Source organism: Streptomyces sp. NRRL F-5135, assembly GCF_000719775.1.
GTDB classification, from domain to species: Bacteria; Actinomycetota; Actinomycetes; order Streptomycetales; family Streptomycetaceae; genus Streptomyces; species Streptomyces hebeiensis.
On sequence record NZ_JOHR01000016.1, the window covers coordinates 121,273 to 136,250 of the forward strand.

At 73.7% G+C, this 14,978-nt stretch carries 15 protein-coding genes; 11 read left to right on the forward strand and 4 right to left on the reverse strand.

The window, feature by feature from the left end; genetic code table 11:
- Positions 1-53 precede the first annotated feature (53 nt).
- Positions 54-1,334, reverse strand: a complete 1,281-nt coding sequence (locus tag IG02_RS0126675; protein WP_030753290.1) for an inorganic phosphate transporter — start codon at positions 1,332-1,334, stop codon at positions 54-56.
- Positions 1,335-1,514: 180 nt separating this feature from the next.
- On the opposite strand from IG02_RS0126675, the gene IG02_RS0126680 reads away from it, so the two are divergent.
- From IG02_RS0126680 to IG02_RS0126705, 6 genes are all read left to right on the forward strand, one after another.
- Positions 1,515-2,255, forward strand: coding sequence for a class II aldolase/adducin family protein (locus IG02_RS0126680; RefSeq protein WP_078854853.1), 741 nt, complete (start codon positions 1,515-1,517; stop codon positions 2,253-2,255).
- A gap of 137 nt (positions 2,256-2,392) precedes the next feature.
- A complete protein-coding gene (locus IG02_RS0126685; protein WP_030753296.1) occupies positions 2,393-3,520 on the forward strand; it encodes an alpha/beta hydrolase in 1,128 nt (375 codons plus the stop codon).
- A 155-nt stretch (positions 3,521-3,675) separates the two neighbouring features.
- A complete protein-coding gene (locus tag IG02_RS0126690; RefSeq protein ID WP_078854854.1) occupies positions 3,676-5,076 on the forward strand; it encodes a hypothetical protein in 1,401 nt (466 codons plus the stop codon).
- Positions 5,077-5,426: 350 nt separating this feature from the next.
- Positions 5,427-7,025 (forward strand): ribosomal protection-like ABC-F family protein, encoded by a 1,599-nt coding sequence (gene abc-f / locus IG02_RS0126695; RefSeq protein WP_030753301.1) that lies wholly within the window; start codon positions 5,427-5,429, stop codon positions 7,023-7,025.
- A gap of 322 nt (positions 7,026-7,347) precedes the next feature.
- Entirely contained in the window at positions 7,348-7,569 is a 222-nt protein-coding gene (locus IG02_RS0126700; RefSeq protein ID WP_030753304.1) for a helix-turn-helix domain-containing protein, read from the forward strand.
- 249 nt (positions 7,570-7,818) lie between these two features.
- A complete protein-coding gene (locus IG02_RS0126705; protein ID WP_030753307.1) occupies positions 7,819-8,610 on the forward strand; it encodes an enoyl-CoA hydratase/isomerase family protein in 792 nt (263 codons plus the stop codon).
- Positions 8,611-8,745: 135 nt separating this feature from the next.
- Here IG02_RS0126705 and IG02_RS0126710 read toward each other — a convergent pair whose 3' ends face one another.
- On the reverse strand, positions 8,746-9,537 hold the full coding sequence (locus IG02_RS0126710; RefSeq protein ID WP_030753311.1) for a hypothetical protein: 792 nt from the start codon (positions 9,535-9,537) through the stop codon (positions 8,746-8,748).
- 105 nt (positions 9,538-9,642) lie between these two features.
- Here IG02_RS0126710 and IG02_RS0126715 point away from each other — a divergent pair, with 105 nt between their 5' ends.
- The 5 genes from IG02_RS0126715 to amaP all read left to right on the forward strand — a co-directional run bounded on the left by IG02_RS0126715 (position 9,643) and on the right by amaP (position 12,266).
- Entirely contained in the window at positions 9,643-10,134 is a 492-nt protein-coding gene (locus IG02_RS0126715) for an Asp23/Gls24 family envelope stress response protein (RefSeq protein WP_030753315.1), read from the forward strand.
- Between the two features lie 107 nt (positions 10,135-10,241).
- Complete coding sequence (locus IG02_RS0126720; RefSeq protein ID WP_030753318.1) at positions 10,242-10,433, forward strand: hypothetical protein; 192 nt, start codon at positions 10,242-10,244, stop codon at positions 10,431-10,433.
- An 84-nt stretch (positions 10,434-10,517) separates the two neighbouring features.
- Entirely contained in the window at positions 10,518-10,862 is a 345-nt protein-coding gene (locus tag IG02_RS0126725) for a hypothetical protein (protein ID WP_030753321.1), read from the forward strand.
- Positions 10,859-11,680, forward strand: coding sequence for a DUF6286 domain-containing protein (locus IG02_RS0126730; protein WP_324604753.1), 822 nt, complete (start codon positions 10,859-10,861; stop codon positions 11,678-11,680). Before IG02_RS0126725 ends, IG02_RS0126730 begins: the two co-directional genes overlap by 4 nt.
- A 4-nt stretch (positions 11,681-11,684) precedes the next feature.
- A complete protein-coding gene (gene amaP / locus IG02_RS0126735; protein ID WP_030753325.1) occupies positions 11,685-12,266 on the forward strand; it encodes an alkaline shock response membrane anchor protein AmaP in 582 nt (193 codons plus the stop codon).
- A gap of 109 nt (positions 12,267-12,375) precedes the next feature.
- Here the strand turns inward: amaP and IG02_RS0126740 are convergent, their stop codons facing one another.
- Positions 12,376-13,131 carry an SDR family oxidoreductase gene (locus IG02_RS0126740; protein WP_030753327.1) on the reverse strand — a complete coding sequence of 252 codons (756 nt, stop codon included), beginning with the start codon at positions 13,129-13,131 and terminating at the stop codon, positions 12,376-12,378.
- Between the two features lie 5 nt (positions 13,132-13,136).
- The gene (locus tag IG02_RS0126745) at positions 13,137-14,921 is read right to left on the reverse strand and encodes a glycoside hydrolase family 15 protein (protein ID WP_030753329.1); all 1,785 of its coding nucleotides are present in this window, start codon (positions 14,919-14,921) and stop codon (positions 13,137-13,139) included.
- Between the last annotated feature and the right edge of the window lie 57 nt (positions 14,922-14,978).

Sequence of the window (14,978 nt, forward strand, 5' to 3'; positions counted from 1 at the left end):
TTGCGATGGTGCGATCCCGCGGCTCCGCCCTCCCGCGGAGCCGCGGGGACCCCTCAGACCGAGGCGGTACGCGCCGGCTCGCCGGCGGGGCCCGCCGGGGCCTGGATGGTGGCCGACAGGTCCTGGGCGGTGCCCGCCACCGGCGGCGGGGCGACGGCCGCGACGGCGGTGGTCACGACCCCCGCGGGCTCGGGAACACCGGTGGTCCCGGCGTCCGTGCCCGCCGTGCCGGCGCCGGTCTCCGTGACGTTGGTGTGGTCGACCGGCTTGCGGCGCGAGGCGTACCAGATCGCACCGGAGGACGCGACCAGCAGCACGGCGACGACCGTGACGCCCCAGGTGCCCTGGCCCGTCAGGAACTCGGCGCCCGCGGCCACCAGGCCCGCCGCCGGCAGGGTCAGGCCCCAGGCGACGAACATCCGGGTGGCGGTGGACCAGCGGACCACACCGCCCTTGCGGCCGAGGCCCGCGCCCATCACGGCACCGGAGCAGGACTGCGTCGTGGAGAGCGAGAAACCCAGGTGGGAGGAGGCCAGGATGACGGTCGCCGCGCTGGTCTGGGCGGCGAATCCCTGCTGGGGCCGGAGGTCGGTCAGGCCCGTGCCCATGGTGCGGATGATGCGCCAGCCGCCGAGGTACGTGCCGAGCGCGATCGCGACACCGGCGGAGACGATGACCCACAGCGGGGGGTTGGCGCCGGGCGCGAGCACGCCGCCGGTGACCAGCGCGAGCGTGATGACGCCCATCGTCTTCTGCGCGTCGTTCGTGCCGTGCGCGAGGGAGACGAGCCCCGCCGAGGCGATCTGGCCCGCGCGGTAGCCCTTGGCCGTGGCCTTGTCGTCGGCGTGCCGTCCCAGGCGGAACGTGAGCCGGGTGGCCAGCAGCGCGGCGACCCCGGCGACCAGGGGCGCGGCGAGCGCGGGGATGAGGATCTTGGTGACGACCACACCGCCGTTGACGCCGGAGGCGCCGACGGACATCAGCGTGGCGCCGATCAGGCCGCCGAAGAGCGCGTGCGAGGAACTGGACGGCAGCCCGAGCAGCCAGGTGAGCAGGTTCCAGAGGATGGCGCCGACGAGCGCCGCGAAGATCACCTCTGTCCGGATGCCCTCTTCGTTGATGAGTCCGCCGGAGATCGTCTTGGCGACCTCGACGGACAGGAAAGCGCCGACGAGATTCAGCACGGCCGACATGGCCACCGCTGTCTTGGGCTTGAGCGCGCCGGTCGAGATGGTCGTCGCCATCGCGTTGGCGGTGTCGTGGAAACCGTTCGTGAAATCGAACACGAGGGCTGTCGCGATCACGATCGCGAGCAGCAGCGTGATGTGTTCCATTTACCCAGGCAATCGTTCGACGTCAGTGGCCAAGGTGAACGTAAGGAGTCAGGGTGAACGAGAGATGAACTGAAGAGGACTTCGCGGTGACCCTAGGGGAGGGGCGTCGCCCGGTCCCGGCCGGCTCCCAAGACGCGCCCGCGCCACCTTCGTTCGGCCCAGCCTGACAAGATCTGCCCCATGACTGACCCCACTGACTCAACCGGTCCCGTCACCCCGGCCCGTCCCGGGTCGGGCGAGCCCTTGTCGGCCGGGCCCGCGACGGGCGAGCCGCGGGACGCGCGGCTGGCGGACGCCTGGCGGGAGCTCGTGGCCACGGCACGCAGGACGGCGGACGAGGGGCTCGTCGTGGGCACCTCGGGCAATGTCTCGGTCCGGGTCGGTGACCTGGTCCTCGTCACGCCGAGCGGGGTGCCGTACGAGCGGCTGGGCCCCGACGACCTCATAGCGGTCGGTCTGGACGGCCGGCAGGTCCTCGGCGGGCTGACGCCGACCAGCGAGCTGCCGATGCACCTGGCGGTCTACCGCGCCACCACCGCCACCGCCGTGGTGCACACCCACGCGGTGCACGCCACCGCCGTCTCCACCCTCGTTCCGGAACTCCCCCTCGTCCACTACATGGCCGCGGCCCTCGGCGGCCCCGTCCGGGTCGCCCCGTACGCGCTCTACGGCTCGGAGGAGCTGGCCGCCCACATGATGGACGCCCTGCGCGACCGCACCGCGTGCCTCCTGCGCAACCACGGCACGGTCGCCTATGGGGCGAGCCTGGCCCAGGCGTACGACCGCACGGCCCAGCTGGAGTGGATGTGCCGCCTCTGGCTCACCGCGAGCGCGCTGCCCGGCCGCACGCCCACCCTGCTGTCCGAGGAGCAGGTCGGCGAGGTGGCGGCGAAGCTCAGGGGGTACGGCCAACGCGGCTGAGCGCCCGCCGCTCGCCCGCCGTCGGCCGTCCGCCCCGGCGTACCCGAGGCCCGGTGCTCCCCGTTCACCCGCCCGCCCGTACCTCTTCGGGACCCGCCCGCTGGCCGGGTGGGCCCCCGAGCGGTGACACTGGGACGGTGCGCCCGGCGACAGCGACGGCAGCGGCCGTCTCCACAGTGCTCGGGGTCGGCGCGGCCGCGGTCGCCGCCGGCCGGTACGCCGGCGATGCCGCCCTGAAGCCGCCGCCGGACGGCGCCCTGCCGGGCGACCCCCGCCTCACCGTGCACGCCACTGCCGCCGGACAGGTCACCCTGACCCGCTGCCTGGCGTCCCTGCGCCCCGGTACGTACGGCATCCAGGGGCCCGACGTCCACGCGGTCGTCGGACCCGTACTGGACGGGGTGGAGCACGCCGCCGACACGGTGGTGCGCCGGCTGGTGAGGGTCGGCCGCGGCAGCCTGGCGCCCGGCTCACGGGTCCGCGTCACCCCGCAGCTGTACAGCGGCGATCCCACCACCGCCCTCGGCATCGACCACAAGGAGGTGTGGATCCCGGGCCCCCTCGGGGCCGTGCCCGCCTGGTACGTGCCCGGCTCGCGCGACACCTGGGTGATCACCGTGCACGGGCTCGGCACCACCCGTGAACATCCCATGAACCTGCTGGGGTTCCTGACCTCCCTGCGGATTCCCGTGCTCGGCGTCGCCTACCGGGGCGACCCCGGCGCGCCCCGGTCCCCGGACGGCATCGGCCACCTCGGCGAGTCCGAGTGGTACGACCTGGACGCGGCGATCCGCTACGCCGTCCGCTACGGCGCCGAGCGTGTGATCGTGCACGGCTGGTCGACCGGCGCCGCCATGGCCCTGCTCGCCGCCACCGGATCCGCGCTCGCCGACCGGGTCTCCGGGCTGGTGCTCGACTCGCCGGTGCTGGACTGGGAGGCCACCCTGCGCGCGCTGGCCACCGCCCGCAAGGTGCCCGCGGCGCTGCTGCCCCTCGCGGTGCGGGCGGCCCAGGGGCGGGCCGGGCTCGGCGTCGACCGGCTCCTGCGGGCCACCGAGCCGCCCGGGCTGCGCGCCCCCACGTTGATCGTCCACGGCCCCGGCGACACCATCGCCCCCTGGCGGCCGTCCCGGGAACTGGCCGGACTCCGGCCGGGACTCGTCACTCTCCACACCGTCCAGCACGCTCCGCATGCGGCGATGTGGAACGCCGATCCCGCCGGTTACGAGGAGACCGTCCGCCGCTTCATCACCCCCCTGCTGTAGCCACGCCCCACCCGCCCAACAGGCACCTTCCGTCCCGTTCCGGTGACGACGGGACCGTCGGGGAGGCCCGGCCGGACGGGCTTCTGGCACGGCCCGCCTGCCGACGAGACGGGTTCCGTTTGGGCTTTCGGCCGGTCACCGGGAAGACTGCCCCCGTGACGTCCCGAAAGCCTGATGAGCAATTGGCGCGCAACTCCAGACTCCGACTCGTCCGCGGGCGACCGTTGACCACGGCGCGACGGGCTGTGACCAGCGGACGCAGTCGGCCCGCCCCCCGGCCGCCCGAGGGGACCCCTCCCCAGGCGGAGCTGGCCCGGCAGGCGAGGGAGGTGCTCGCCGACGCCGTACGGATCGCCCGCTGGGCCGCGACCGACCGGGACGCCGACGCGGGCCCGCTGGCCGGGGCCGGGCTGGAACGCGCCGCGGCCGAACTGGACCTGACACCGGACCAGGTGCGCGCGGGCTGGGACCGCGCCCGGCTGGCCGGGCTGGTCGAGCTGCACGCCGGCACCGTACGACCGGGCTGGCGGCTCCAGGCGTGGGACCGGGACGACAGCGCCGTCCAGCGCGGCTGGGTCGCGCTGTTCGACGCGTGGTCGCTCGTCCACCCGGCCCCGGCCGACGTTGCCGCGGCCACGGTCGCCGAGGTCGTCGAAGCCGTCCCCCAGGTGCTGTCGCTGCTCCAGCTCTCGGCCGGACCGGTGCTCGTACCGGCCCTGCTCGACCTGCTCCAGCAGCGCGTCGCCGAACTGCACGAGGAACGCTGCGAGGTGCCCTACGGGCCACAGCGGGACCCCGCCGGGCCCCCGGCCCCCGAGCCCCCGGTGGACGACGCGCTGCTGCCGCCGCTGCTCGACTGGGCCTTGGAGGGCATGGCCGCCGTGGGCGCGCTGACGCTGGGGGAGGGACAGGCGACCCTCACCCCGCTCGGCAACTGGGCGGTCTGGGTCAAGCTGGAGCAGATCTGCGTCGCCGCGCAGAGCCCCGCCGGCAACATCGAACAGTCCGCGGAGCACATGCTGCGCGGCTGCGCCGCGCTCACCCCCGGCCCCGCCCGCGCCGAGTACCGGGCCTGGCTCGCCGCCCGTACTGTCGGCAGCGCCGTCACGGAACTGCTCTCCGTCGCCCGCGGCGAGGACGCGCTCCTGCGCGGACTCGCCTTCGAGGCCCTGCGCGTCGTCGGTGCTCCGGCGGAGGCGGAGGTCCGCGCGGCGGTCGACGACCCGAGCCTGCGCCCGTACGCCCTGATCTGGCTGGCGGAGTACGAGGGCGCCGACCCGGAGGAGGCGTCCGAGGTCCTCACCCGCGAGGAGCAGACCTGGCTCTGGGTGGACACCGCGGCGGCCGTCGCCGACCACGGCGAGAGCGAGCTGCTGGTCCGCCACCTGGACTCCGCGGTGCAGGGCAACGTGCCCGCGCTGCTGGACGAGGTCCGCGCCGTGGGCCACCCCCGTACGGTGCAGGTCCTGGTGGCCCTGGCCGCCGCCCACCCGGACCCGGCACTGGCCAAGGCCGTACGCCGGGCGGCCTTCCAGGTCCACACCGGAGGCGCCTGACACCGCCCCGGCGACGCCCGCGCCACCGTCCGGCCGGGTGACACGGACGACCGCCCGCGGGGCGTGTGCACGACGGCCCAGCCGTCCCGGCCGCGACGGGGCCCGGCGACAGGGACGGCACGCCGGGCCGGGCCCGGTGCGCCCGGTCGCGGGACCGCGCGCACCGGCGCACAACCGCGTGCACACCGGTGCGTACCGGCGCACGACCGCGCCGGGGCCGACGCGGAAAAAGCATTTGCCCGTCACCGTTAGACTGACCCGCATGGCATTTCTCCTTGTGCATTAGCCGGCGTCGAAGAATCTCCTCCGCCTGCTTTCTTCCGCCGTCCATACCGCCCTGGAGTCTTTCCGTGATCACCGCCACCGGTGTAGAGCTGCGCGCCGGCGCCCGCGTCCTCATCGAATCCGCCTCGTTCCGTATCGCCAAGGGCGACCGCATCGGCCTCGTCGGCCGCAACGGAGCGGGCAAGACCACGCTCACCAAGTGCCTCGCGGGCGAGGGACAGCCCGCCGGCGGCACCATCACCCGCTCCGGAGAAGTCGGATACCTGCCGCAGGACCCCCGCACCGGCGACCTCGACACCCTCGCCCGCGACCGCGTCCTCTCCGCCCGTGGCCTCGACTCCGTCCTGCGGAAAATGCGCGAGAACGAGGACCGGATGGCCAACGGCAAGGGCGCCACCCGCGAGAAGGCGATGAAGAAGTACGAGCGCCTGGAGACGGAGTTCCTCACCAAGGGCGGGTACGCCGCCGAGGCCGAGGCCGCCACCATCGCCGCCGCGCTCGGACTGCCCGACCGGGTGCTCGGCCAGCCCCTCCACACGCTCTCCGGCGGTCAGCGCCGCCGCGTCGAGCTGGCCCGCATCCTCTTCTCGGACGCGGACACCCTGCTCCTCGACGAGCCCACCAACCACCTCGACGCGGACTCGATCATCTGGCTGCGCGAGTACCTGAAGACCTACCGCGGCGGCTTCATCGTCATCTCCCACGACGTCGACCTGGTCGAAACCGTCGTCAACAAGGTCTTCTACCTGGACGCGAACCGCTCGGCGATCGACATCTACAACATGGGCTGGCGCCTCTACCAGCAGCAGCGCGAGGCCGACGAGAAGCGCCGCAAGCGTGAGCGCGCCAACGCCGAGAAGAAGGCCGCCGCGCTGAACTCCCAGGCCGACAAGATGCGCGCCAAGGCCACCAAGACGGTCGCCGCGCAGAACATGGCCCGCCGCGCCGAGCGGCTGCTCGCCGGGCTGGAGGAAGTGCGCCAGTCGGACAAGGTCGCCAAGCTGCGCTTCCCCGAGCCCGCGCCCTGCGGCAGGACGCCGCTGACCGCCGAGAGCCTGTCGAAGTCGTACGGTTCCCTGGAGATCTTCACGGACGTCGACCTCGCCGTCGACAAGGGCTCCCGCGTGGTCATCCTCGGACTCAACGGCGCGGGCAAGACCACACTGCTGCGCCTGCTGGCCGGGGTCGAGAAGCCGGACACCGGCCAGGTGATCCCCGGCCACGGCCTCAAGCTCGGCTACTACGCCCAGGAGCACGAGACCCTCGACCCGGACCGCACCGTCCTGGAGAACATGCGCTCCTCGGCCCCCGACCTCGACCTGGTCGACGTCCGCAAGACGCTCGGGTCGTTCCTGTTCTCCGGTGACGACGTCGACAAGCCGGCCGGGGTGCTCTCCGGTGGCGAGAAGACCCGGCTGGCACTGGCCACCCTGGTCGTCTCCTCGGCCAATGTGCTGCTGCTGGACGAGCCCACGAACAACCTGGACCCCGCCAGCCGCGAGGAGATCCTCGGGGCGCTGCGCACGTACAAGGGCGCCGTCATCCTCGTCACGCACGACGAGGGCGCCGTCCAGGCGCTGGAGCCGGAGCGGATCATCCTGCTGCCCGACGGCGTCGAGGACCTCTGGGGAGCGGAGTACGCGGATCTCGTCGCCCTCGCGTGATCCACTGCGTATGGATCATTCGGCCTAGCCTTGATCCATCATCTGTGTGAGGACGTCTCGTACCGTCGGCGTGCCGCGTGACGGTACGAGACCTTCCCGCGATCATCCGCCCGCTCGTCTTCCGCCCACTCTGACCTGGCACTTCGCTGGAGCACCCGGTCGGCCTGCGCCCCGGGCACCGTTGGAACCGGAGATTCCGATCGTGCTGAAAGCTTGAAGTCCGCCAAAGCTTGTCGTACGGACCTTGCCGAATGGGTGGCCAGGAAGGCGGTAAGGGGTGATCATGAGAAGACCAGAGCGCACTTCCCATGAGGAGGCACGGGTGGCCGAGACTCTGAAGAAGGGCAGCCGGGTGACCGGCGCCGCGCGTGACAAGCTCGCGGCAGACCTGAAGAAGAAGTACGACAACGGTGCGAGCATCCGGGCGCTGGCCGAGGAAACCGGCCGCTCCTACGGATTCGTTCATCGGATGCTCAGTGAGTCGGGAGTCACGCTGCGGGGACGCGGCGGAGCGACGCGGGGCAAGAAGGCCGCATCGGCCTGATCGCGGAGCGGGACTCCACCGCGCAGGACGGCGTCGACGGGGGCTTCCCGCACGGCGATGCCGGCCGACTGTTCGGCGGTACAGTCGCACCGGTCCATGACTGTGCGGATGTACGGCCACCGGCCCGGACGGTGGCCACCCGGGTGGGGACACACACCACCCAGGTGGTTACTGTGCAGTCACTTAGCTTGTACGACCAAGTCCGGAAGAGGACTTGGTGCGGCTGACTGCCCGGACCGGAGGCGCCAGATGACTTCGCTCGATCCCGTGCTCGACAAGGACGGCGTACGGCTCACCGTCGAGGACGCGGTTGCCACGGTGACCCTGACCAACCCGGCCAAGCGCAACGCCCAGTCTCCCGCTCTGTGGCGGGCGTTGGCGGAAGCCGGCAGGGCACTGCCGGGCAGCGTGCGGGTGGTGGTGCTGCGCGGCGAGGGCAGGTCCTTCTCCGCGGGGCTCGACCGGCAGGCGTTCACCCCCGAGGGCCTCGACGGTGAGCCGTCCTTCTTTGATCTGGCGCGCGAAACGGACGCGGAACTCGACGCGGCCATCGCCGCGTGCCAGGAGGGGTTCGTCTGGCTGCGCCGCAATGACCTCGTGTCGATAGCGGCCGTTCAAGGGCACGCGATCGGGGCCGGATTCCAGCTGGCCCTGGCGTGCGACCTGCGGGTCGTCGCGGCGGACGCGCAGTTCGCCATGCGGGAGACGAGCCTCGGCCTGGTCCCCGACCTCACCGGCACCCACCCCCTGGTGGGGCTGGTCGGATACGCCCGGGCGCTGGAGATCTGTGCCACGGGCCGCTTCGTACAGGCCGACGAGGCGGAGCGCACCGGACTCGCCAACCTGGTGGTGCCGGCGGAGGACCTGGACGCCGCCGTCCGGGACCTGGCGGGCGCGCTGCTGGCCGCGCCGAGGGACGCGCTGATCGAGACGAAGGCGCTGCTGCGGGACGCGCCGGGCCGCTCCTACGAGGCCCAGCGCTCGGCGGAACGCGCGGCCCAGGCGCGCCGTTTGCGGGACCTCGCGGGTCTGTCGGACTGAGGGGGGCTGTGGCCGCCCGGTGCCGCGGCGCTCCGCGTCATCGGGAACCGTGAGTCGGAAACCGCGAGTCGGGGGCGGCAAGGGCCCGCCCCCTCGCCGCGTCGGCGCCGTGACCGGGTCCTCTCTCGTACCTGGTCACGACGCCACCTCCACCGCCATGACCAGCACGGTCACCGGCAGTCCGCCGGTCACGTCGGTCCCGGGCGCCGTCAGCCGTTCCCGTACCGCCCGGACCACGTCCAGCGGGCGGTGGCCGGCCGCCGTCGCCAGTTCCACCCGGACCTGGTCCGGTGTGGTCACCACCGGGCCGCCCAGCGTCCGCGTCAGATGAGCCACCCCGGCGACCGCGGCGGCCAGCCGTGCCGCCTCCGCCGCCGGGGCGGTGGTGTGCACCTCGGCCGGCCCGTCCGCGGCCCGCCGGACCTTCGCCTCCGAGCCCGCCGCCTCCCGCGCGGCGGCCTCCGCCTCCTCGGGCGTGTCCAGCAGGGCGGTCACCCGCAGGTCCGTCCGCCGCACCCGCAGCCCCAGCCGGTCCACGGCGTGGGGGACCAGCACGTCACGCAGCCGCTCGGCGAGGACCGGCAGCGGTTCGTCCGGCACCGCCGCGAACTCGCCGTCGATCCGCAGCGGACCGTACGGGAGCGCGCCGGGCGGCACCCGTACGGCGAGCCCCGCGCCGCCCGTGTCCGCCCCCGGAGCCGTTTCCCCGTCCGTGCCCTCGTCGTCCGTCGCCTCGTCAGGGCCGATCCGCAGCCGGCCCAGCACCGCTCGCGCCACCGGCGCCGCGGCCCGCCGCAGCTCCGCCGTCGCCGCCCGCTCCGCCAGCCAGGCGCCGTCGGCCGGGCCGCCCAGCGGAAGCAGCCGGCCCGGGCCGAGCCGCTCGCGTACCGAGACCGCCCATCCTTCGGCGTTGTGCGCAGTCGTCATTGCTCCAGCCTGCCCCATTCGCGGAGCGAAATAGGTCATATGCGCATTAATGTAGGCAAAGGGGTCATCGGTGTCCGGAGAGAACCCGGAGAGGGATGAGTGGCGATGTCAGATACCGCACCTCGTAATCAGTCGGTGTCGTCCGGCAGGGACCTGCTGAGCGACGACGGGCGCCGGTCGTCCGTCTCCAAGCGCGGCACGGGCGCCCCCGGCTCCCGCGGCCGCACCACCATCGCCGACGGCGTGGTGGAGAAGATCGCCGGGGTCGCGGCCCGCGACGTGGTCGGCGTCCACGCCATGGGCAGCGGGCTCGCCCGTACGTTCGGCGCGGTGCGCGAGCGCGTCCCCGGCAGCGCCAAGTCCGTCACCCGTGGCGTGAAGGCCGAGGTGGGCGAGGTCCAGACGGCGCTCGACCTGGAGATCGTCGTGGACTACGGCGTCTCGATCACGGGTGTCGCGGCGGCGGTGCGCGAGAACGTGATCTCCGCGGTCGAGCGGATGACCAGTCTCGAGGTCGTCGAGGTCAATATCGCGGTCAGCGATGTGAAGCTCCCCGACGAGGAGGACGAGGAAGAGCCGCAGCCACGGATCCAGTGACCCGTCGCGCGCCGTCGGCCGGGCGGATGCGGATTCATGTCCGCCTCGGGCCATGAGCGGCAAGCCCTGCGGCGGCGAAGCGGCGGAGAGCGGAAGAGGAGCGCACGATGCAGATGGCGGTGGTCGGCCTCTTGGCCGGCATGGTGCTCGGGTTCGCCGGCTACTTCGGCGGCTTCGGAGCCTTCGTGGTGGTGGCCGTGCTGGGGGCGGTCGGCTTTGTGGCCGGGAAGTTCGTCGACGGCGATCTGGAACCCGGGGACTTCTTCCGCAGTCGCGAACGCGACGGCCGACGGCGGTGACGGCGCGTGTCAGGTGACCGGATGCTGCCCGCCGAACGGCCGGCGGGGCACGCGCGGAACGGGACGCCGGAGGTGCGGGAGCTGATGGCGGAGCCCGTGGCGCCGGGCTCCCGTGGTGCGACCGTGATCACCGACCGGGTCGTCGCGAAGATCGCCGCGCGCGCGGCGCGGGAAGCGCTCGGGGGCGTGCCGGAGGGCGGAGCCCCGCCGCACGCCACCGTCACGCTGCACCAGGACCACGCGCGCGTGCGCGTCGGCGTCGAACTCGGCCACCCCTGTGACATCGGGGAACGGTGCGCCGCCGTGCGCCGCCGGGTCGTCCATCGGGTGAAGTCGCTCGCGGACATGGAGGCCCGCGAGGTGGTGGTGCAGGTGGAACGGCTGCACTCCGCGCGGGCACGCGTGGCGGCACGGGGGAGACTCCGATGAGCGACCGACTCTCCGAGCGGGGGCCGACGGGACAGGGACCGAGGGGACAGGGACCGACGGAACGCGCACAGCCGGGACACGGGCAGACGGAACGTGAACGGGCGGAAGGCGGGCCGACGGCAGCCGAGGAAGCGGTACGCGAGGAGGGGGCACGTGAGGAGGCGGCGAACGGGCCGGCGGACCACGGACCGGCGCCGGGAGCGGACGCGCCCCTGCCGCCGTACGGTCCGGGCTCCGCCACCCGCCACGACCCGGCGCCGGGCACGGGCCGCGGCCGGCCGCCCCGCTTCTGGTCCGCCCGCAGGATCCCCGCCGCCCTGGTCGCGCTGGTCGTGCTCGGCGCGGCGGGACTGCTGCTGTACGACGTCGCCGCGGTACGGGCCGGGCGGCCCGCGATGTACTGGCGCCGCGAACTCGCCACCCAGTTGGCCCAGCAGCGGCTCGACGGCGCCTGGCTGCTGACGGCCGCGGCCGTCGCGATGGCTCTGGGCCTGTGGCTGCTGGTCCTCGCCCTCACCCCCGGACTGCGTGGCCTGCTGCCCATGCGGCGCGAGGCCGCGCACGTACGGGCCGGGCTGGACCGGGACGCCGCCGCCCTGATCCTCCGTGACCGGGCCATGGAGGTCTCCGGCGTCCGCTCCGCGCGGGTCCGGGTGCGCCGCCGCCGGGTCACGGTGCGCGCGGACGCCCACTTCCGCGAACTGGGCGCGGTACGGGCCGACCTGGCCGAGGCGCTGGACATCGGCCTGGACGAGCTGGGCCTCGCCCGGACGCCCGCGGTGAGGCTGCGCGTCCGCAGACCCCCGAAGAAGGGATGACGCGATGGCCCTCCGGGTGGTCAACCGCGTACTGCTCGCACTGATCGGCCTGGCGCTGATCTGCGCCGGAGGCATCGTGCTCGCGCGCGGGCTGGACTGGCCGGTGCCGTCGTGGTGGCCGTATCACGGCCCGGGGGACGTCCTGCTGAGCCGCGCGAACCGGCTCCGGTGGCGGGGCGAGGGCTGGTGGTGGCCGGCGGTGATCGCCGCCCTGGCGGTCCTGGTGGTGCTGGCCCTGTGGTGGCTGCTGGCGCAGCCGCGCCGGGCGCGGGTGCCGGACGTACTGGTCGACACCCGCGACGGCGAGGGCGCGCTGGTGCGCGGCCGGGCGCTGGAGGACGCGCTGATGGACGACGCGGAGACCCTCGACGGGGTCGCCCGCGCCCGGGCCCGCCTCACCGGCCGTCGTACGGACCCGGTGGCGCGCGTCCGCCTCCTCCTGGAACCGCACGCGGTGCCCACGGTGACGCTGCGCAGGCTGACGGACGAGGCGGTGGCGGACGCTCGGGACGCGGCGGGACTGAGGTCGCTGCCGACGGAGATCCGCCTGCGTGCGGCCCGGCACAAGCCGGAACGCGTGCTGTGACGCCCCGGTGCTCCCCGGCGCCCGATGCGCCCTCCCACCGCGTCAGGGAGCCCCACCGCGCCCGACGGCGCCTCGGAGCGCCCGGCCGACGCCGTGACCGTCCGCCCTCCTAGAAGCCGTGCCGCGACCCGCCGTCCACCGGCAGCATCACGCCCGTCAGGTACGACGCCGCGGGCGACAGCATGAACGCCGCCGTCCTGCCGAACTCCTCCGGCGTCCCGTACCGCCGCAGCGGAATGCGGGACTCGTGCGCCGCCCGCGCCGCGTCCGCGTCCCCCGACAGCGCGTCCAGCTCCCGCACCCGGTCCGTGTCGATACGGGCCGGGAGGAGGCCCAGCACCCGGATCCCGCGCGGACCCACCTCGTTCGCCAGGGACTTCGCGAAGCCCGCCAGCCCCGGCCGCAGGCCGTTGGAGATCGTCAGGCCCGGGATCGGCTCGTGCACCGAGCCCGACAGGACGAAGCCGATGACCCCGCCCTCGCCCAGCTCCGCCGCGGCCTCGCGCGCCAGCCGTACCGCGCCCAGGAACACGGACTCGAAAGCCCCCTGCCACTGCTCGTCGGTGTTGTCCGCCGCGGACCCGGGCGGCGGGCCGCCCACGCTGATCAGGATGCCGTCGAAACGCCCGAACCGCTCCCGGGCCGCGCCGATCAGCCGCCGCGCCGCCGCCGGGTCGGCGTTGTCGGCGGCCACGCCGTGCGCACCGGGGCCGATCGCCGCCGCGGCCTCCTCGACGCCCTTCGTGTCCCGCCCGCTCAGCACCACCTTCGCGCCGTCCGCCGCCAGTTCCCGAGCCGCCGCGCGGCCCAGCCCGCGTGAGGCCCCGGTGACGAGGTAGACACGGTCCTTCAGTCCAAGATCCATGGTTTCTATAGTGCCGTGTGTGCCCCGGCCAGCGTCAGGGCGGTCCCCACCAGACCGATGTGGCTGAACGCCTGCGGAAAATTGCCCAGCTGCCGCCGCCCCGCCGCGTCGTACTCCTCCGAGAGCAGCCCGACGTCGTTGCGCAGGTCCAGCAGCTGTTCGAACAGGTCCCTGGCCTCCCGCGTACGTCCCGTCATGTGGAGCGCGTCGGCCAGCCAGAAGGAACACACGAGAAACGCTCCCTCGGTCCCGGGCAGCCCGTCCAGGCCGCGCCCCGCCGCCCCGTAACGCCGCAGGAGCCCGTCGGACCCCAGCTCCCGCCGTACCGCGTCGACCGTGCCGACCACCCGGGGGTCGTCCGGCGGCAGGAAGCCGACGCGCGGGATGAGCAGCGTCGCGGCGTCCAGTTCCCTCGAGCCGTACGACTGCGTGAAGGTGTTGCGCTCCGGGTCGTACCCCTTCTGGCACACCTCCCTGTGCACCTCGTCCCGCATCGCCCGCCACCGCTTCGCGTCGCCGCTGAGCGACGGGTCGCTCTCCAGCGTCCGCACGGCGCGGTCGGCGGCCACCCACGCCATCACCTTGGAGTGCACGAAGTGCCGGCGCGGGCCGCGCACCTCCCACAGGCCCTCGTCCGGCTCCCGCCACTTCGACTCCAGGAAGCCCAGCAGGCTCTGCTGGATGCTCCAGGCGTGCGGCTTCGGGGGCAGCCCCGACGCGCGGGCGAGATGGAGGGAGTCCATGACCTCTCCGTACACGTCGAGCTGGAGCTGGTCGACCGCGCCGTTGCCGGTGCGGACCGGCCGGGACCCCGCGTATCCGCTCAGCCACGGCAGCTCCGTCTCCGGCAGCCGGCGCTCACCGCCCAGGCCGTACATGATCTGGAGATCGGCCGGGTCCCCGGCCACCGCGCGCAGCAGCCAGTCCCGCCAGGCCGCCGCCTCGTCCAGATAACCGGCGGACAGCAGAGCCCCGAGGGCCAGCGTCGAGTCGCGCAGCCAGCAGTAGCGGTAGTCCCAGTTGCGCACACCCCCGATCTCCTCCGGGAGGGAGGTGGTGGGGGCGGCGACGATCCCGCCGGTCGGCCGGTACGTGAGCGCCTTGAGCGTGATGAGGGAGCGCATCACGGCATCGCGGTACGGCCCCTCGTACCGGCAGCGCGCCGCCCAGCGGTCCCAGCCCTCCAGGCTGTCCCGGAGCGAGTCGTGCGGATCCGCCAGCGGCGGGCGCGGCTCGTGCGAGGGGTGCCAGGTGAGGACGAACGCCACTTCCTCGCCCGCACCGACCGTGAACGACGACCGGGTGCTGTAGTGCTGCCCCCAGGTCTTCACCCGTGGCTCACTGCGCAGCCAGACCGAGTCCGGCCCCGCCACCGCCAGCCGATGGCCCTCGGAGCGCCGCACCCAGGGGACGACTGAGCCGAAGTCGAAGCGCAGCCGCAGCGTCGAGCTCATCTCCACCGATCCGCTGACGCCCACCACGATCCGTACGACATCGGGGGCCACGTCGCGCTGCGGCATGAAGTCGATGACCTTGACCGTGCCGGTACGGGTCTCCCACACGGACTCCAGCACCAGCGAATCACCCAGATAGCCGCGCCGGGTGCAGTCGCCGGCGCCCCGGGGAGCGATGGTCCAGTGGCCGTTCTCCTCGTCGCCGAGGAGCGCGGCGAAGCAGGCCGCCGAGTCGAAGCGGGGGAGGCACAGCCAGTCGATGGAGCCGTTCCTGCCGACCAGGCCGGCGGTCTGGAGATCGCCGATGAGGGCGTAGTCCTCGATGCGTCGCGTCACGCCAGGGCGTGTTCCCGGAGGGCAGGGGGTTATACCAGCGCCCGGAGGAGTGCGAAG